The organism is Aurantibrevibacter litoralis (assembly GCF_034651555.1).
In the GTDB taxonomy this organism is placed as follows: domain Bacteria; phylum Bacteroidota; class Bacteroidia; order Flavobacteriales; family Flavobacteriaceae; genus Aurantibrevibacter; species Aurantibrevibacter litoralis.
Genome location: NZ_JAYEEQ010000003.1, coordinates 147,421 through 165,459 on the forward strand (window position 1 = coordinate 147,421; position 18,039 = coordinate 165,459).

The 18,039-nt window shown below is 38.5% G+C and carries 17 protein-coding genes and 1 pseudogene; 14 read left to right on the forward strand and 4 right to left on the reverse strand.

Annotated elements, in window-relative coordinates; translation table 11 throughout:
- Positions 1–168 precede the first annotated feature (168 nt).
- The 12 genes and pseudogenes from hisG to U1E44_RS04325 all read left to right on the forward strand — a co-directional run bounded on the left by hisG (position 169) and on the right by U1E44_RS04325 (position 11,835).
- Positions 169–1,026, forward strand: coding sequence for an ATP phosphoribosyltransferase (hisG, locus tag U1E44_RS04270; protein ID WP_322929812.1), 858 nt, complete (start codon positions 169–171; stop codon positions 1,024–1,026).
- A 6-nt stretch (positions 1,027–1,032) separates the two neighbouring features.
- The gene (gene hisD / locus U1E44_RS04275; RefSeq protein WP_322929813.1) at positions 1,033–2,316 is read left to right on the forward strand and encodes a histidinol dehydrogenase; all 1,284 of its coding nucleotides are present in this window, start codon (positions 1,033–1,035) and stop codon (positions 2,314–2,316) included.
- A complete protein-coding gene (hisC, locus tag U1E44_RS04280) occupies positions 2,313–3,359 on the forward strand; it encodes a histidinol-phosphate transaminase (RefSeq protein ID WP_322929814.1) in 1,047 nt (348 codons plus the stop codon). Before hisD ends, hisC begins: the two co-directional genes overlap by 4 nt.
- Positions 3,359–4,492, forward strand: a complete 1,134-nt coding sequence (gene hisB, locus U1E44_RS04285) for a bifunctional histidinol-phosphatase/imidazoleglycerol-phosphate dehydratase HisB (protein WP_322929815.1) — start codon at positions 3,359–3,361, stop codon at positions 4,490–4,492. The genes hisC and hisB overlap by 1 nt, the downstream gene beginning before the upstream one ends.
- 340 nt (positions 4,493–4,832) lie before the next feature.
- Positions 4,833–5,414 carry an imidazole glycerol phosphate synthase subunit HisH gene (gene hisH / locus U1E44_RS04290; protein ID WP_322929816.1) on the forward strand — a complete coding sequence of 194 codons (582 nt, stop codon included), beginning with the start codon at positions 4,833–4,835 and terminating at the stop codon, positions 5,412–5,414.
- Between the two features lie 93 nt (positions 5,415–5,507).
- Entirely contained in the window at positions 5,508–5,867 is a 360-nt protein-coding gene (locus U1E44_RS04295; protein ID WP_322929817.1) for a four helix bundle protein, read from the forward strand.
- A 60-nt stretch (positions 5,868–5,927) separates the two neighbouring features.
- Positions 5,928–6,677 (forward strand): 1-(5-phosphoribosyl)-5-[(5-phosphoribosylamino)methylideneamino]imidazole-4-carboxamide isomerase, encoded by a 750-nt coding sequence (gene hisA / locus U1E44_RS04300; protein WP_322929818.1) that lies wholly within the window; start codon positions 5,928–5,930, stop codon positions 6,675–6,677.
- Positions 6,670–7,191 (forward strand): DinB family protein, encoded by a 522-nt coding sequence (locus tag U1E44_RS04305; protein ID WP_322929819.1) that lies wholly within the window; start codon positions 6,670–6,672, stop codon positions 7,189–7,191. The genes hisA and U1E44_RS04305 overlap by 8 nt, the downstream gene beginning before the upstream one ends.
- Before the next feature lie 300 nt (positions 7,192–7,491).
- Complete coding sequence (gene hisF / locus U1E44_RS04310) at positions 7,492–8,247, forward strand: imidazole glycerol phosphate synthase subunit HisF (protein WP_322929820.1); 756 nt, start codon at positions 7,492–7,494, stop codon at positions 8,245–8,247.
- A 95-nt stretch (positions 8,248–8,342) separates the two neighbouring features.
- Positions 8,343–8,960: pseudogene (gene hisIE / locus U1E44_RS04315) on the forward strand (bifunctional phosphoribosyl-AMP cyclohydrolase/phosphoribosyl-ATP diphosphatase HisIE); the annotation flags it as partial.
- A gap of 81 nt (positions 8,961–9,041) precedes the next feature.
- On the forward strand, positions 9,042–10,181 hold the full coding sequence (locus U1E44_RS04320) for a vWA domain-containing protein (protein ID WP_323673845.1): 1,140 nt from the start codon (positions 9,042–9,044) through the stop codon (positions 10,179–10,181).
- Positions 10,182–10,365: 184 nt separating this feature from the next.
- Positions 10,366–11,835 (forward strand): sigma 54-interacting transcriptional regulator, encoded by a 1,470-nt coding sequence (locus U1E44_RS04325; protein WP_322929822.1) that lies wholly within the window; start codon positions 10,366–10,368, stop codon positions 11,833–11,835.
- Between the two features lie 263 nt (positions 11,836–12,098).
- On the opposite strand, the gene U1E44_RS04330 is transcribed toward U1E44_RS04325, so the two are convergent.
- The gene (locus tag U1E44_RS04330; protein WP_322929823.1) at positions 12,099–12,581 is read right to left on the reverse strand and encodes a hypothetical protein; all 483 of its coding nucleotides are present in this window, start codon (positions 12,579–12,581) and stop codon (positions 12,099–12,101) included.
- Positions 12,582–12,869: 288 nt separating this feature from the next.
- Here U1E44_RS04330 and U1E44_RS04335 point away from each other — a divergent pair, with 288 nt between their 5' ends.
- Together U1E44_RS04335 and corA are read left to right on the forward strand one after the other, a co-directional pair.
- Positions 12,870–13,655 (forward strand): tRNA pseudouridine synthase A, encoded by a 786-nt coding sequence (locus U1E44_RS04335; protein ID WP_322929824.1) that lies wholly within the window; start codon positions 12,870–12,872, stop codon positions 13,653–13,655.
- A 36-nt stretch (positions 13,656–13,691) separates the two neighbouring features.
- Positions 13,692–14,783, forward strand: coding sequence for a magnesium/cobalt transporter CorA (gene corA, locus U1E44_RS04340; RefSeq protein ID WP_322929825.1), 1,092 nt, complete (start codon positions 13,692–13,694; stop codon positions 14,781–14,783).
- 351 nt (positions 14,784–15,134) lie between these two features.
- Here corA and U1E44_RS04345 read toward each other — a convergent pair whose 3' ends face one another.
- From U1E44_RS04345 to U1E44_RS04355, 3 genes are read right to left on the reverse strand one after another with little or no spacing between them, the layout of a single operon-like run.
- Complete coding sequence (locus U1E44_RS04345; protein ID WP_322929826.1) at positions 15,135–16,679, reverse strand: DNA methyltransferase; 1,545 nt, start codon at positions 16,677–16,679, stop codon at positions 15,135–15,137.
- Positions 16,634–17,215 carry a site-specific DNA-methyltransferase gene (locus U1E44_RS04350; protein WP_322929827.1) on the reverse strand — a complete coding sequence of 194 codons (582 nt, stop codon included), beginning with the start codon at positions 17,213–17,215 and terminating at the stop codon, positions 16,634–16,636. The genes U1E44_RS04345 and U1E44_RS04350 overlap by 46 nt, the downstream gene beginning before the upstream one ends.
- Positions 17,216–18,031, reverse strand: a complete 816-nt coding sequence (locus tag U1E44_RS04355) for a KilA-N domain-containing protein (protein ID WP_322929828.1) — start codon at positions 18,029–18,031, stop codon at positions 17,216–17,218.
- Positions 18,032–18,039: the final 8 nt, after the last annotated feature.

Genomic DNA, 18,039 nt, shown 5'->3' on the forward strand with positions numbered 1-18,039 from the left:
TTTTAATTTTACACCATCATGAAAATAAAAAATACACACCATCATTTTTATACTTGCACTCAGGCGAGGTAAAAATGTATTGTAGTGTTACAACATATTTAAAACCCGTTTGAGGAATCAAACGGGTTTTTTAGTTAATCAAAGCACGTAAAAGCTAATATATTAAAAATGACAAAAATTAGAATCGCCATACAAAAGGCAGGCAGGCTACATGAAGATTCGCTGCAGTTGTTAAAGGATTGCGGAATTTCCATAGATAACGGACGAGATCAACTTAAAGCAGTTTCACGAAACTTTCCCTTGGAAGTTTTTTATTTGCGCAATGGGGATATTCCGCAATATTTAAAAGATGGTGTGGTAGACATCGCTGTTATCGGCGAAAATGTATTAATTGAAAAAGGAGGCGACATCCGAATTGCGGAAAAGTTGGGGTTCTCAAAATGCAAGGTATCGCTTGCAGTGCCTAAAGCCGTAGCATATAATTCTGTTCTCGATTTTCAAGGCAAAAAGATTGCAACCTCCTATCCCAATACGGTAAAAGCCTATTTGGATGCCAAAGGAATCACAGCGGAACTTCACATTATTAGTGGTTCGGTGGAAATAGCTCCCAACATAGGACTGGCAGATGCCATTTGCGATATTGTATCTAGTGGCAGCACGCTTTTCAAAAATAACTTAAAAGAGGTTGAAGTGATGCTAACCAGTGAAGCCGTACTTGCAGTCTCTCCGGAAATCTCGGCGGAAAGAATACCTATTTTGGAGCAGTTACAATTTCGGATTCAGTCTGTACTCAGGGCAAGACAATCTAAATATGTGTTGTTGAATGCACCCAATGACAAGCTAGATGCAATTATCGCGCTTTTGCCGGGCATGCGAAGTCCGACCGTATTGCCTTTAGCAGAAGAGGGATGGAGTTCCGTCCATACGGTAATCAACAAAGATAAATTTTGGGAAGTAATTACAGAGTTGAAAAAGGCAGGAGCCGAAGGTATTTTGGTATGTCCTATTGAAAAAATGGTATTATAAATAGAAATGAACAAAATATACAAACCAGCCAAAGCAGATTGGAAAACGGTTTTAAAACGGCCCACACAGAATTTCACTGATATAGAAGATACAGTCAATACCATCTTCAAACAAGTGGAAAAAGAAGGGGATCGGGTCATAAAGGAATTTACAGAAAAGTTTGATGGAGTCAAATTAGAATCCATTTCCGTTTCTGATGTTGAAATCAATGAAGCCCTTAGCCTGATTTCAGACGAACTGATAGCTGCGATACAGCTGGCAAAGCAAAATATCGAAAAATTCCATAACGCTCAGGTTACAGAAAGAGTAGAAGTTGAAACCGCCAAAGGCGTCTTGTGTTGGCAAGAAAAAAGAGCCATTCAAAAAGTGGGATTGTACATTCCCGGAGGAACAGCACCCTTATTTTCAACCATTTTGATGCTTGCCATTCCGGCCAAAATAGCAGGATGCAAAGAGGTCGTACTTTGTACGCCTCCCAACAAAGAAGGAAAAATTAATCCCGCCATTCTGTATACCGCGCAGTTATGTGAGGTGACGCAAATTTTTAAAGTCGGTGGTATTCAGGCCATTGCCGGGATGACGTTTGGAACAGCAACCATTCCACAGGTCTATAAAATTTTTGGACCCGGAAACCAGTACGTAACGGTAGCCAAACAAATTGCAACCAAATATGGGGTGGCCATAGATATGCCCGCCGGACCCAGTGAATTGTTAGTAGTTGCAGATGATACAGCCAATGCCGCTTTTGTTGCATCAGACTTACTCAGTCAGGCAGAGCATGGTGTAGATAGTCAGGTTATTCTGATATCTACTTCCAAAGATTTTATAGATTTAGTCGAATCAGAAATTGAAAACCAAATTAGTGTGCTGCCCAGAAAGGATATTGCCCAAAAAGCAATTGATAATAGCAAGCTCATTTACGTGGAAGATGATCAAACGGCCATCGACCTAATCAATGAATACGGTCCCGAACACTATATTGTGTGTGTGGCAAATGAAGATTTTTATCTGGAAAACACAATAAATGCGGGTTCTGTGTTTATTGGAAATTATACCCCTGAGAGTGCCGGAGATTATGCTTCCGGAACCAACCATACGCTGCCCACCAACGGGTATGCCAAACAATACAGCGGGGTACATCTAGATAGCTTTATGAAAAGCATGACCTTTCAGAAACTGACTAAAGAAGGGATTCTGAACATCGGAAAAGCCATTGAGATTATGGCAGAGGCAGAAGGACTACAAGCTCACAAAAATGCGGTTACATTGCGATTAAATAGCTTAAAATGAACAAGGGTTTTAACTTAAATAATATCATTAGGGAGAATGTAAAAGGTTTAAAACCCTATTCTTCCGCCCGGGATGAGTATGTGTCCAATGGGTCGGAAATGGTATTTTTGGATGCCAATGAAAATCCATTTCAGAACGGCGTAAATCGGTATCCGGATCCCCAACAGCGCAATTTAAAATCTGTTTTAGCCGGGCAAAAAGGAGTAGGAATAGAAAATATACTTTTAGGTAATGGGAGCGATGAGGTATTGGACCTTATTTTTAGGGCTTTTTGCGAGCCCAGGATAGACAATATTATCACCTTGCCGCCCACCTATGGTATGTATGCTGTTTTAGCCAATATCAATTCAGTTTTTAATAAGCAAGTTGTACTTACAGCGGATTTTCAACCCAATTTGGAAGCCATTTTGGATGAAGTTGATGATTTTACTAAGATTGTCTTTTTGTGTTCGCCAAACAATCCTACAGGAAATAGTTTTACAGAGGATAAAATTTCTTATTTATTAAAAAATTTCCATGGACTAGTGGTTATCGATGAGGCGTATATCGATTTCTCGAAAAATACGAGCTGGTTAACTCAATTGCATAACTATCCCAATTTGATCATTACCCAAACCTTGTCCAAAGCCTATGGCATGGCCGGAATTCGATTGGGAATTTGTTACGCCTCCACCGCAATTATTGCCATTTTAAACAAAATAAAACCCCCGTATAATGTAAACGAACTTACCCAACAAAGGGCTATGGAACGGGTTTTAAATGTGGACAGGGTTACTCAGGAAGTAAAGTCCATTTTAGAGGAAAGAGACACCTTGTCGAAGGCTTTGCAAGCAGTTCATTTTGTTTCTAAAGTATATGACACGGATGCTAACTTTGTTTTAGCTAAGGTAGACGATGCCAATAAAAGGTATCAAGAACTTTTGGAAAGGGGTATTGTGATAAGAAACAGAACTACTCAGGCCTTGTGCGAGAACACTTTACGCTTTACGGTGGGAACGCCAGAAGAAAATATAAAATTGATTAAAGTTTTAAAGGATATATAATGAAAAAAGTACTTTTTATTGATAGGGATGGCACCATCATCAAAGAGACGGTAGACGAGCAAATCGACGCTTTTGAAAAGATGGTTTTTTATCCAAAAGCCTTTACGTATTTAGGAAAAATTGCAAAGGAGCTAGATTATGAATTGGTGATGATAACCAATCAAGACGGTTTGGGAACGGCTTCTTTTCCGGAAGAAACTTTTTGGCCTGTACATAATTTCATACTTAAGTCCTTTGAAAACGAAGGAGTTGTATTTGATCAGGTTTTTTTAGATCGCACCTTTCCGCACGAAAATGCCAATACCCGAAAACCGGGAACCGGATTGTTAACCGAATATTTTTCTGAAGCCTATGATTTAAAGAATTCTTTTGTCATCGGAGATCGGTTAACCGATATAGAACTTGCAAAAAATCTTGGTGCCAAAGGTATTTTTATCAACGATGAGACCCATTTAGGAACTGGGGAAATTACCTTAAAGCGAGATGAATTGGATTCCTATATTGCCCTTGAAACGAATGATTGGGAAAAAATATATGAATTTCTAAAATTAAAAGAGCGGGTTTCAGAAATCGCCCGAAAAACCAACGAAACGGATATTCAAATTAAATTGAATCTCGATGGTACGGGAAAAAGTAGCATAGCTACCGGACTCGCATTTTTTGATCACATGTTAGATCAATTGGCCCGCCACGGACAAATGGACTTGGAGATCAAAGTAAATGGCGATTTGGAAGTCGATGAACATCATACCATTGAAGACACAGCCATTGCGTTGGGAGAAGTATTTCATAACGCTTTGGGGAACAAATTAGGAATTGAGCGCTATGGGTTTTGTTTGCCGATGGACGATTGTTTGGCGCAAGTAGCTATCGATTTCGGCGGCCGGAATTGGTTGGTATGGGAAGCGGATTTTAAACGTGAAAAAATCGGAGAAATGCCTACTGAAATGTTTTATCATTTTTTTAAATCCTTTACCGACGGAGCCAAAGCCAACCTGAATGTAAAAGCGGAGGGTACCAATGAACACCATAAAATTGAAGCTATTTTTAAAGCCTTTGCCAAATCCATTAAAATGGCGGTGAAGCGCGATGTAGAAAAAATGGTGCTGCCAAGTACAAAGGGAATGCTGTAAGCCTAAAGGGAATTAGGTGAAATACGAAATTAGAAATACGAAGTTAAAAGTGTAGTTAGGCAATGGTTAGGGATTTAAGAGAAAGAATGCAAAGGTTTCTTTAGATTGATAATATTAATGAGACAAAATCCCCGTGCGATTAAAAAATAAAGCATGGAGTAATTGATTTATTGGTAATTACGATAGCTTCCATAACTACAACAAGAAAAAATAAAAGTAATAGTTAAAATTAAATATAAATACGGGTTTAGTATGATTAGATGTGTTTAGGATTCAATAGACCCATTAACACTCATTCATTTCATAATTCTAAATTCGTACTTCTAAATTCGTACTTAGAATGGAGATTGTAATTGTCAATTACGGCGCGGGAAACATACAAAGCATTAAGTTTGCTATTAATCGTCTGGGCTATAATGCAGTTCTGAGCGATGATGTTGAAGAAATCCGGAATGCCGATAAGGTTATATTTCCCGGTGTGGGTGAGGCCAGCAGTGCCATGACCAAATTGGTTGCCAGCGGGCTCGATAAGGTCATCCCAACATTAACCCAACCGGTGCTGGGAATCTGTTTGGGAATGCAATTAATGTGTAATTCTTCTGAAGAAGGCAACACCAAAGGATTGGGAATTTTTGATGTAGAGGTACTGAAATTTGCCAACACCTTGAAAGTACCGCAAATAGGTTGGAATCAAATTTCCGATTTAAAATCGCCCTTATTTAAAGGTATATCAGATCAGGAATATATTTATTTGGTGCACAGCTATTACGCTCCCTTGTGCAAAGAAACTATTGCCACTACTGAGTATGGATTATCTTATAGTGCCGCTTTGCAAAAAGATAATTTTTACGGCACCCAGTTTCATCCGGAGAAGAGTAGTACAGTTGGAAGTAAAATTCTTGAAAATTTTCTCCTTATTTAGTTTATGGCCAAAGACCAAAGACCAAAGTACACAGTACACAGTACAAAGTATTAAATAAAGCATTGTAAACACATAGTTAAATAAGAGGAATAAATGAACAAGTATGAAGATTTAAAAGTTTGGAAAAAGGGAATGGATCTTGTTGAGTTAACCTATTTTTTAGCCAGTGAATTGCCAAGTGATGAAAAGTATGGACTGGTTACACAACTTAAAAGATCCAGCGTTTCTATACCTTCAAATATTGCTGAGGGGGTAGGAAGGAACTCTAAAAAGGAATTTATTCGATTTTTAAGTATAGCAAATGGCTCAACAGCAGAATTAGAGACACAACTATTGCTTCTCAATAGACTTAATTTAATGGAAGAAAATAGAACTATTCCATTATTGAATTTGTGCAAGGAAATTAGAAAGATGAATTATTCACTTCAAAGAAGTTTAATTAAAGAGTCATAACTACTTAGTACTGACTACTTAGTACTGACTACTTAGTACTGATAACTAAATACTTAACTCATGCGTATCATCCCAGCCATAGACATCATAGACGGTAAATGTGTAAGACTCTCCAAAGGGGATTATAGTACCAAGAAAATTTACAATGAAAATCCGCTTGAAGTGGCCAAAGAATTTGAAGCCCATGGCATACGGTATGTGCATTTGGTAGATTTAGACGGAGCCAAGTCCAAACACGTTGTAAACCATAAAGTTTTGGAAAAAATAGCTTCGCAAACTAATTTGAAAATTGATTTTGGCGGGGGATTAAAAACCGATGCGGACTTGCAAATAGCTTTTGAAAGCGGGGCAAATCAAATTACCGGCGGTAGTATTGCAGTAAAAGATAAGGAAGTGTTTTTGGGGTGGATTGGTCGGTTTGGAGCCGAAAAAATTATTTTGGGTGCTGATGCGTTGGATGAAAAGGTTGCTGTTTCCGGGTGGATGGAAGAATCAACAGAAGAATTGATACCCTTTATAAAAGCCTATCATGAAAAAGGGATTAGCTATGTTATTTGTACCGATATCAGTAAAGACGGCATGTTGCAAGGGCCTTCTTTTGATTTATATGAGAAAATTTTAGCTGAGACATGGACTGGTGAACATTCTAAACTTACTAGAATTCGCCTTATTGCAAGTGGTGGAATTTCTACTTTTGATGAACTGCCGAAATTGGCAGAAATAGGTTGCGAAGGGGTTATTATTGGTAAAGCCATTTATGAAAACAAGATTAGCTTAAAACAATTGGAAAACTATATTTTACATGCGTAACCAAGAATCCATTTTGGCTGAGGAAATAAAATCAGCTGCATTATACAGAATGGATGAGAGCAGTCGCATGATTGCTATCGCCTTAAAAGACCTTTCAGATGCCAAGATTTGGGAGCGACCTAACGGTATTTCGAATAGTATAGGAAATCAGCTATTGCATTTATGCGGGAACATTACCCAATATGCTATTTCTTCCTTAGGGGAGACATTGGATACCCGAGATCGGGATGCGGAATTTACAACTGTTAATGGCCTTTCCAAGGCAGAATTATTAGCTAAATTGGAAGCAACGGTCTCCAAAGCAAAAGAAGTGATAGAAAATTGTTCCATGGATAATTTAATAAGGTTGAGAAAGGTACAAGGCTTTGAGCTCACCGGAATAGGAATCATCATGCATGTGGTAGAGCACTATTCGTATCATACGGGACAAATCGCCTTTTGGGTAAAACAAGCAAAGAACAAACCTTTGGGATTCTATGAAGGCACAGACCTTAATAATAAAAATGATTTATAGCTCAGCAAAAATTGAAAGCTTAAAGTACAAAGTAAGTAGTACAAAGACAAAGTACGAAGTAAGAAATAAGAAGTTGTAAATTTGAAGTGAGAAGTACGAAACGAACAACCGTCAACGGACAACGAGCAACCAAAAGCGAACAACGAACAACCAACAATGATTTGAAAATTTGAAAATGTAGCAATTTGAAAATGTAATAATACCACATCCAACTCCTTGGGAGGGGATAAGAGAGGTTCAACCATAAACGGACAACGAGCAACCAAAAGCGAGCAACAAGCAAAGAACAACCAAAAAACTATGATAACAAAACGAATCATACCCTGCCTAGATATTAAAAATGGACGCACCGTAAAAGGCGTAAATTTTGTAGATTTACGAGATGCCGGAGATCCTGTGGCCCTTGCGGAAATTTATGCCAATGAGGGCGCAGACGAACTGGTATTTTTAGATATCTCTGCCACAGAAGAACGCAGAAGAACCCTGGCAGATTTAGTATATCACGTAGCGGAAAAGGTAAATATTCCGTTTACCGTAGGGGGTGGCATTTCGTCCGTTGAAGATGTAGATATTTTGTTGCAAAATGGTGCCGATAAAGTGTCTATTAATTCATCGGCAGTGAAAAACCCTCAATTAATTAATGATTTGGTGGCTAAATTTGGCTCCCAATGTATTGTGGTTGCCATAGATGCCAAGCAAGTGAACGGCGAATGGCTAGTACACTTAGTGGGGGGTAAAGTACCTACAGAAATCAATTTGTTTCAGTGGGCAAAAGAAGTGGAGAAGAGGGGAGCAGGGGAGATTCTATTTACGTCCATGGATCATGACGGCACCAAGAACGGTTTTGCCAACGAAGCTCTGGCTCGGTTATCTGCGGAAATAAACATTCCCGTTATTGCTTCCGGGGGTGCCGGCAATATGCAGCACTTTACGGACACTTTCATCCAAGGAAAAGCAGATGCCGCTTTAGCAGCCAGTGTTTTTCATTTTAAGGAAATTAAAATTAAAGATTTAAAAGAAGAATTAAAGCAAAATGGAATTTTGGTAAGGCTTTAAACGTTTATGTATTATAGGTTTATACTTTAAAGGGTTTCTCGTTTCATGAATAATGATTAACGAGCAACCAACAACGAGCAACCAACAACGAAAATAAAAGTAAAGAAATGACAGTAGATTTTACAAAAAATAAAGACGGTCTGGTACCGGCCATTATACAGGATGCAAAGACGAGAATGGTGTTGATGCTAGGATATATGAATCAGGAGGCGTTGGCAAAAACGTTGAAAACAAAAAAAATTACTTTTTTCAGTCGTACAAAAGAACGTTTGTGGACAAAAGGAGAGGAAAGTGGGAATTTTTTGAATTTGATCGATATTAAAATCGACTGTGATAGCGACACCTTACTCGTATATGTAACCCCTGTAGGACCCACCTGCCACACCGGTGCCGATACCTGCTGGCAAGAAGAGAATCGCATTAATTTTGGATTTTTAAGCCAGTTAGAGGACGTCATTACCGATCGAAAAACGAATGCTGCGACATCGGAGAGTTATGTGTCGTCGCTTTTTCAAAAAGGAATAAATAAAATAGCACAAAAAGTAGGGGAAGAGGCCGTTGAGGTAGTTATTGAATCTAAAGACAATAATGATGAACTGTTTTTAGATGAAAGTGCAGATTTATTATTTCATTACCTTATTTTATTGCAGGCTAAAGGATTCTTTTTAAAGGATATTGTCTCCGTTTTAGAGTCCAGACACCGCATAAGGTAGTCCTAATCTACCATAGGTTATAAATCGTTAAGTTTTCGCTAAATCCGTTAGTGAATGCCGGAAATATGTTAATTTTAGGCTATGGCTATGAATTTAAGAAAAGGGTTTCGTTTTCAAGTATACGAAGCGCCCGAACAAGCACCTTTTGATAAACTTTTTGAGATTTTTAGGGAACTCGTCACCCATACTTCGGGCGATGTAGATGAAGCGCTCGACTGGCTTCGTGAGTTAGATAAGGAATATGAACTTACAGACGAGAACTACACCATCGATGATTTTATTGAAGATTTAAAGGCAAAAGGTTTTCTTAGAGAGGAATTTAAAGAAGGCGATGGCAAAGGCACTGAACCCGGTAAGGGTGATCTGGCCATTACTGCAAAAATGGAACGGATTATCCGGCAGCAAGCCTTAGATCAAATTTTTGGAAAACTGAAACGCAGTGGTGCCGGAAATCATAAGACAGGTAAATCAGGTCAAGGCGATGAGCACACCGGGGAACTCCGAGAATACCGTTTTGGTGATGGATTGGAGCACCTTTCGATGACCGAAAGCCTAAAGAATGCCCAAATTCATCATGGGATGGATAGTTTTTCACTTACCGAAGATGATTTGGTAGTAGAGGATACCCAATACAAGGCACAAATGAGCACCGTCTTGATGATTGATATTAGTCATAGCATGATTTTATATGGTGAAGATCGCATCACTCCGGCAAAAAAAGTGGCCATGGCCTTGGCAGAGTTAATTACTACTCGGTATCCAAAGGATACTTTAGATATTCTGGTTTTCGGTAACGATGCTTGGCCTATTTCAATTCAAGAACTCCCGTATTTAAAAGTAGGGCCTTACCATACCAATACCGTGGCAGGCTTACAGTTGGCCATGGACATGTTACGGAGAAAGCGCAATACCAACAAACAAATCTTTATGATTACCGATGGCAAACCAAGCTGTTTGCGTATGCCCAATGGAGATTACTATAAAAATAGCGTGGGTTTAGATGATTTGATTGTGGAAAAGTGCTACAATATGGCACGGCAGGCCAGAAAACTACATATTCCCATCACCACGTTTATGATCGCGCAAGATCCCTATTTGATGCAGTTTATTAGGCACTTTACAGAAGCCAACAAAGGAAAAGCCTTCTTTACAGGCTTAAAAGGTTTGGGTGAAATGATTTTTGAAGATTATGAGGCCAATCGAAGGAAAAAGCTGAAGTAGCAGCGGAAAGCGGTCAGTATTCAGTAGCAGGTATTTAGTACAAAGTATTGATAACCATGGAATTATAATTAGGAAAAAACCAACCGCCAAAAGGAAAAAGCCAACAGCCAACAGCCAAATGCCAACAGCCAAAACCCAACAGCAAACAATAACGAAATTAGCAAGCAACAAAAAAAAATCGCGAATGAACATCAATTACAAAGAAATTACGACACTAGGAGCATTACAAGCATCTGCGTATAAAAGTAAAAACATTAAAGATGAACTAAGGGAAAATCTCATTCATAAAATACAAAAAGGGGAAGATACTTTTTCCGGTATTTGGGGGTTTGAAAATTCTGTGATTCCGGAAGTAGAACGTGCAATTCTATCACGACATAATATCAATTTATTAGGGCTACGCGGACAGGCCAAGACACGCCTTGCCCGATTGATGGTGAATTTGCTGGACGAATGGATTCCGATAGTAGAAGGTTCAGAAATAAATGACGATCCGCTGAAACCTATTTCCCGATATGCCAAAGAATTGATAAAAGAAAAGGGCGAGAAGACGCCAATTTCATGGATACACCGCGATGAGCGTTTTTACGAAAAATTAGCCACTCCCGATGTTACGGTAGCCGATTTAATTGGCGATATAGATCCTATAAAAGCAGCAAATTTAAAACTGTCTTACGCCGACGATAGGGTCATACACTATGGGATGATACCGAGAGCGAATCGTTCTATTTTTGTCATTAATGAGTTGCCCGATTTACAGGCGCGTATTCAGGTGTCCTTATTTAATATTTTACAAGAAGGAGATATTCAGATACGGGGTTTTAAATTGCGGTTACCGATGGATATTCAATTTGTGTTTACGGCAAATCCGGAAGATTATACCAATAGAGGAAGTATTGTTACCCCTCTTAAGGACAGAATAGGCTCTCAAATACTAACGCATTATCCCGAAAACCTGGAAACAGCTAGGAAAATTACAGAACAAGAGTCTAAATTGGATAGCCGTCAGGTAAATTCGGTCTATGTTCCCGATTTGGCCAAAGATCTGTTAGAGCAAATTAGTTTTGAGGCTCGTAAAAGTGAGTATGTAGATGCCAAAAGCGGTGTAAGTGCACGGATGAGTATAACGGCTTTTGAAAATTTATTAAGCACGGCAGAACGACGCGCTTTACGCAATGGGGAAACATCTACAGCGGTGCGTTTAACCGATTTTATTGGCATTATTCCCGCTATTACCGGAAAAATTGAATTGGTGTATGAAGGGGAACAGGAAGGAGCCGATGGCGTGGCCTTGCAACTTATAGATAACGCTATAAAAAGCATTTTTTCTATTTATTTTCCTAAGATAGAAAAATTGCAGCGCAAAGATGCCGATACAGCCTATGATGATTTAATTGCTTGGTTTTTTGAAGGTGAAGGCTTTGAATTGCTCGATGATGCTACAGACGAGATGTATCAAAAACAATTAGACAGTGTTTCGCCATTAACAGATTTAATAAAAAGATACCAACCTTCTTTAGCGAAAGCGGATGTTTATTTTGTAAAGGAAATTATTTTATGGGGTCTTGTTGCCTATAAAAAACTAAGCAAACATCGCTTTGTTAAAGGATATCAGTTTAAGGATTTATACGGCAGTATCATCAACAGGTTATAAGCCAAAATAGCAAAGTCCCTTACCATTACAATAAGGGGCTTTGTAATTCATAGCAATTCATTTTCCGAAAACATTTTTTCAGAATCGTTTTGCTGCAACACTCAAACTAGGAACACTTTATTAGACGCAGAAGGAAGTTAAACCTGACAAGGCTATCCTATTTTTATTTGATGAACTTCGCTGAAAGTCTATATAGCAACCTTACGAAGTCTAGGGTAGAATGCCATCAATAGGAATAACAATACCCAACAAAGATGCAAACTTCATTCCCATGGGTCTATCGCTTGGTTGTTATTTTCAAAAGAATAGGCTCCTACAAAGGCCTTTCTAAAGGCAAAGCTTAGTAGCGTTAAGACGAGTAAAACAAAATGCAAGGTTACCACAAGTAGCCCCATAGGTATAAATGTGATCGGTATTAAATGACTTTCGAAATCCTGATAACTTAGAAGTATCATTAGGGCATCTACCCCCTTAAAGACATAAATAATAAAAATAATGTATAAGGCATATTCCAAATTCCGCATTTGCGGATCGCTTGGTTCTTGTTCTCGAATTTTAAACTGCATTACGTACAAATACACAAAATGAATACTTGTTAGCAGGGGAAAAATATAATTATCGAATTTAAAAAAGTAAAATTTGTGGGTATAAAGACCGTAGAAGCTTAGAATAATTAAAGGTATAAGTGTACTTACGGATAGTACCATAAGGGTTTTCCAAGATACGGATCGCAAGATAAATTTCATACAAGTAGGGTTCAAAGGGTTTGGGGGAACTTAGTTTATGGAAAGAACGGCAAGGGTATCGAGATATTTTAAATTAATCGATGAACCGCCGGGAATGTTGGGTATCCATAAAAAAGTGTGGTGAATTCGTCTTTTGAAACGCTCTCAATTCGTTGTAGCATTCGGTTGCATATCCATATAAAGTTTTAGAATATGGGTTTCAGTCAGGGTTATACTTGGTAACCCTAATTAATTAATTTAGCTTGCATCCATCTTACGTAATCCAACAGTGTTCAAATCATACGACCTATGCAACCCCGTTTTTATTATGTAATTCACCTTCAATATTTAGGATTCCGATATAGTGGCTGGCAAAAACAGCCGGGCCAAAGAACCGTGGAAAGCATGCTTATAAAAACCTTGAAATTTATAATTCCCGATCGGAAAATTAAAATTCTGAGCGCCGGGAGAACCGATGCCAAAGTATCGGCACTAGACATGGCTTTTGAGCTTTTTGTGTGGGGCACACCTATAGATAACCTTATTGAATTTGTAATTCTATTCAACAAAAACCTACCTCCGGATATCCGAGTGCTACACATGCACGAGGTAGATTCAAGTTTTAATATCATTCAACACAGCAAACAAAAAGAATATGTGTATCTCTTTTCTTTTGGACAAAAAAACCATCCGTTTGCAGCACCATTTATGGCCAATATAATGGACGAACTTGATGTGAGCTTGATGCAAGAAGGGGCCTGTTTGTTTGTGGGCACGCATAATTTTTCCTGCTATACGGCAAGACCACAAGAAAACACCAAGGTTATTCGTACCCTAACGCATTGTACCATTTCGCCCAATACGTATCTCACAGCCAACTTCTTTCCGAAAAAAAGTTATGCGCTTTGTATGGCAAGTGAGGGTTTTATGCGATACCAGGTAAGGATGATTATGGGAGCTTTAATTCTTTTGGGCAAAGGAGCACTTTCCCTAGATGCCATTGCCGCATCGCTTACGGGAGGTAAAGCATTGGCAATTTCGTTCGTTGCTCCCGGTTCTGGTTTGGTATTGAACAAAACGGAATTCAAAAGTTAATCCTTATATTTAGTTATCCTAAAGCGGACGTATCGCATGAGTAAGAAAAAAACAGGCCTAAAGACTACCGGAAAAAAGAAGTCGCGATTGCATCAAAAAATGGGAAAATCGCCGGGCACTATTACCTATATGGGAACTAGGGAAGGAGGGGAGAGCCTGGTTAACAGTATAAGTTACAACATAGACGGGTTTGATGAGAAAACAGCAATTACCTTGGAAGCGTTGCTTTCTCTTAAAACCGGGCCCATGATTTCTTGGATAAATGTGATAGGGATTAGTAACGAAGCATTTATTGGTATACTGGGGAAGCAATTTGGGCTAAATGCTTTAATTCTTGAAGATACAGTAAATACCAATCAGCGACCCAAGATAGATGTGTATGAGGATTATATTTTTGGAGTATTTAAAATGATCTATTTAGATGAAGATCAACACATAATCACCGAACATGTGGCGTTGGTGCTACTGGAGAATTGCGTTTTGGTATTTCAGGAACTTCAAGATGACGTTTTTACGGGCGTACGGGAGCGCATAACATTGCCCGCAGGCCGTATTCGGAGTAGCGGTTCCGATTATCTTTTTTTTGCCCTTTTAGATGCCATCATTGATAATTATTTTTTGGTTTTAGAACATATCAATCATAAAATTGAGGTTTTGGAGGAAGACGTATATGCCAATCCTACCCCGGAGGTTGCCCAAAAAATACAACTGCTAAAAAAGGAAATTTTAAAACTTCGAAATTACATATATCCGGTGAAGGAATTGGTAAATAGGTTAATTGAAACTGAAAACCCATTGATCAAAAAAGGGACGAAATTATTTTTAAAAGATATTCTAGATCATACCATAGAAATTAATGACAGCATCCAAATTTATAGGGAAATGTCCATCAGCCTTATGGAAATGTACATGAGTAATATGAGCAATAAAATGAACGAGGTGATGAAGGTTCTTACCATTATGGCATCCATTTTTATTCCTCTTACTTTTGTGGCAGGAATTTACGGGATGAATTTTGAGTATATGCCGGAACTGCAAATGAAAAATGGCTATTTTATTCTACTAGGAATTATGGCAGTTTTATTTGTACTGATGCTGATGTATTTCAAAAGAAAAAAATGGCTTTAATCTAGAAAATTCTCCTCGGCAAGCTCTGGGGTTTCCGCATCTACTTCTTCTTTGAAGCGATTAAAACTGCTATTGGTAGTTTCGGGTTAGGTAAAATAATGAATGTCGGTTTTGACCTTTAAGTGTAAATAAGACGGGCGAAACCTGCGCTGCGTGCATCGATAAACTAATTGTGGCATTTTTTAGGCCTTCGTACTTTTTTTTCGTCCGTCTGTCAGCGTTGGCAAAGACATACGCTGCCTGCAATTTTTGGTTGCAGAGTTGGATGGTGCGAAACGAAGTTTACGAACTCCAAAAACAAATTAAAAACACGTGAGTAATTGCAAATGTGTATGGCTTTTAGCGTTGGCATTATAGTTTGATTTCTAAAATTTGACTTGTATCTACTCCTAAAATGTCAACTACTTTTACCATTACTCTGAATGTTACTTTTTGCGTGTATTCGTGTTCGGCAGAAATAAATTCCAATGTTCGGTCTTGCTTGGTTCTAAAGGTCTGCCATTCGTTTTCAAAAATATAGTTGCCTGTCCATTTTTCTTCTATTTCTCCTGCTTCGTTTTTTATGCGGATGATTTCTTTTTTGCTGTTATAGTCAAAGTCCACACTCCAATAGTCAATCCAATCGTGCCAATTTTCAGTTAACGTTTCACGGTTTATAATACCGTTTTTGTCTTTGGTTACTTTGATGATTTGACCGTTTTCTATGACTACTTTGCTCCCTGCTCGCATACTTTCTTGTATGTCTTCTATATCGTCTTGCGTGTAGTTGGTTACAAAGTCGGTGAGTTCTATTTTTACTTTATTGCCTTTTATGATGGGTTTGGCTTGTAAATACGAAACATCATAAAACTTTACTTGTCCTTTGTCCACTGCTCTTGGGTCGAAAACATCTTTTGGAATGTATCGCAAGCGAATATCAACACCCTGTTCTTTAAATTCTTGGTTGATGCGTGGCTGTAAGCCCATTTCAAACTCAAAGCCCAATACATCTACTTGCGTTATCAAATTGGTTCTACATTCTTCAAAAATTTCTTGCACTCTGCTTTGGGTTACGGGCATATCCAAAGGGCCGATGTGTACAAAACGGCTGGCTTTTTTGGCGTGAAGGGTAGCATAGTTTTCTATGCGTTGAGCGGAATAGGCTCTGCAAATTAAGTCCAAATAGGCTTCTTCTTTGCGTTTGCGTTGTCCGTTTATCAAATCGTCTATAAAAAACTGGCGTTCGTATTTGCCCAAATTCAAAATCTCAAATGCTCTGAAATCGTTGCCGTTTTCTTTGAGTTCCCTTTGAACATTGATAAGCCGTTTTCGGGTGGTATGAATAGAAAATCGTCCCAAATCGGTGGTAATCCATTTTCTATTCAGTTTCTCGGCTACGGCTGCCGTAGTGCCACTGCCACAAAAGAAATCGGCCACTAAATCCCCTTCATTGCTACTGGCTTTGATGATGCGTTCTAATAATGATTCTGGTTTTTGAGTAGGGTAATCTACTTTCTCTTTACCCATAGGGTTAACTGGATTAATATCATCCCAAACGGAATCAACAATATCTCCTTCAAGTTCATCAAGGTAAATTATTCTTGTTCCACCTTTTGTTGGGTTAACGTCATCTCGATATAATCTTCCTGATTCATCCTTTTTCCACCTTTTCAGATAGTCTTCACTATGCGGTTTAAATTGTGTGTTCCAAGTGAAATTGTCCGAATTTTTTTTGTAAGAAAAAAGATAATCGTGTTTTTGAGGGAATTTTTTTGATGTTTTTCGCTTGAAGGCAAAATATGTCCATATAATTTCATTCAAAAAATTATTACGCCCAAAAATATCATCACACAAAAATCTTAGTTGTGCATTTACTCTCCAATCGCAATGCAAATATACTGTGCCATCTTCTGCCAAAAAGGGTTATGTATAAGTTTCAACCGTTCATACATCATACTTAAATAAGAAGAAATCCCCTTTTGCCAAGTATCACGATAGGCAATTTCTTCTAAAACGCTTTGGCTTTTGGTGGCGGTTTCGCCATTTAGTTCTATGGTATGGCTGAAATCAGCCCCAACTGCAAAAGGTGGGTCAATATACACGAGTTTTAGTCCGCCTTCTTTTTCAATTTCTTCACGCAAAGGGCCATTTGCCAAAGAAGAAAGAATGAGCTTGTTATCGCCCCAAATGAGTTTGTTGTGCCAACCTGCTTTTTGTCTGCCTTTCATATCAAACAATAAATTGGCTTCATTAGCTTCTTTACGTGGTTCGTCTATATGCTCAATGTGATGAAAAGGCAGCGCCACATTGGTGATGTCTTCTTTTCTGCCATTCCAAAACAAGAAAACGTCTTCTTCATCACTGTGCATTTTGTAGATGTACTCCTTGGGTATCGGCTGATTATTTTTAATCGCCTGAATAACCCATTCTTTTTCCTTATCTGAAAGATTCATTTACTTTAATTTTTTTGTGTTTTGGTGCTTCAATAAGGACTTCATTTGAGTGATGGCCAAACCATTGAGTTGCACTAACCGCTCGCTTTGTGGTATGCCTTGATGAATGAGCAAGGCATTGGTGCTTTCCATATTAGAGAGCACCACCAATTGCTCAATAGTAGCCACATCGCGGATGTTTCCTTTTTCGTTGGGGTTTTCGTCTCGCCATTGTTTGGCCGTTTTACCAAATAGGGCTATGTTTAGTACATCAGCTTCATTGGCATAAATAATAGCCGTTTGTTTTTTGTCAATTTCAGCGGGTATTAAATTGTCTTTAATGGCATCGGTATGAATGAGGTAGTTTACTTTGGTAAGGTGTCGTTGATAATTCCATTCAAGTTTTAGGCGGTCGCTTTCTTCGTTTTTTAAGCGTTGAAATTCTTTAATGAGATAGACCTTAAACTCGGCACTTATCCACATACCAAATTCAAAAGCGATATCACTATGGGCGTAAGTACCGCCATACCTACCCGAAGTGGCCCTGATGCCCATAGCGTTGGTTTTTTCTACCCATTCTTTCACACTTATTTTATAACTATTCAGTCCTGCTTGACTTTTAATTATGGCGAATTCGCCATAATTAAAATCTGGATTAAAAACCGATTCCCAAATGCCTAAAAACTCAACAGTATTTCTATTTCTAAGCCAATCAGAAATAAAAAAATCGCCATCTTTGGCTTTGAGCATATCGGTAAGTGATACAAAGTCGCCCTTACTATCCTTTACGATAGTGATTTCTGTACCCTTTACTTCAATTTTTTTCTTCTTCGCCATAGTGTTTG

Coding starts and splice junctions, on each gene's coding strand:
- hisA (WP_322929818.1), top strand. CDS start 5,928: ATGCGTATCATCCCAGCCATAGACATCATAGACGGTAAATGTGTAAGA.
- hisB (WP_322929815.1), top strand. CDS start 3,359: ATGAAAAAAGTACTTTTTATTGATAGGGATGGCACCATCATCAAAGAG.
- hisC (WP_322929814.1), top strand. CDS start 2,313: ATGAACAAGGGTTTTAACTTAAATAATATCATTAGGGAGAATGTAAAA.
- hisD (WP_322929813.1), top strand. CDS start 1,033: ATGAACAAAATATACAAACCAGCCAAAGCAGATTGGAAAACGGTTTTA.
- U1E44_RS04305 (WP_322929819.1), top strand. CDS start 6,670: ATGCGTAACCAAGAATCCATTTTGGCTGAGGAAATAAAATCAGCTGCA.
- U1E44_RS04295 (WP_322929817.1), top strand. CDS start 5,508: ATGAACAAGTATGAAGATTTAAAAGTTTGGAAAAAGGGAATGGATCTT.
- U1E44_RS04335 (WP_322929824.1), top strand. CDS start 12,870: ATGCAACCCCGTTTTTATTATGTAATTCACCTTCAATATTTAGGATTC.
- U1E44_RS04325 (WP_322929822.1), top strand. CDS start 10,366: ATGAACATCAATTACAAAGAAATTACGACACTAGGAGCATTACAAGCA.
- hisH (WP_322929816.1), top strand. CDS start 4,833: ATGGAGATTGTAATTGTCAATTACGGCGCGGGAAACATACAAAGCATT.
- corA (WP_322929825.1), top strand. CDS start 13,692: ATGAGTAAGAAAAAAACAGGCCTAAAGACTACCGGAAAAAAGAAGTCG.
- hisG (WP_322929812.1), top strand. CDS start 169: ATGACAAAAATTAGAATCGCCATACAAAAGGCAGGCAGGCTACATGAA.
- U1E44_RS04350 (WP_322929827.1), bottom strand. CDS start 17,215: ATGAATCTTTCAGATAAGGAAAAAGAATGGGTTATTCAGGCGATTAAA.
- hisF (WP_322929820.1), top strand. CDS start 7,492: ATGATAACAAAACGAATCATACCCTGCCTAGATATTAAAAATGGACGC.
- U1E44_RS04320 (WP_323673845.1), top strand. CDS start 9,042: ATGGCTATGAATTTAAGAAAAGGGTTTCGTTTTCAAGTATACGAAGCG.
- U1E44_RS04355 (WP_322929828.1), bottom strand. CDS start 18,031: ATGGCGAAGAAGAAAAAAATTGAAGTAAAGGGTACAGAAATCACTATC.
- U1E44_RS04330 (WP_322929823.1), bottom strand. CDS start 12,581: ATGAAATTTATCTTGCGATCCGTATCTTGGAAAACCCTTATGGTACTA.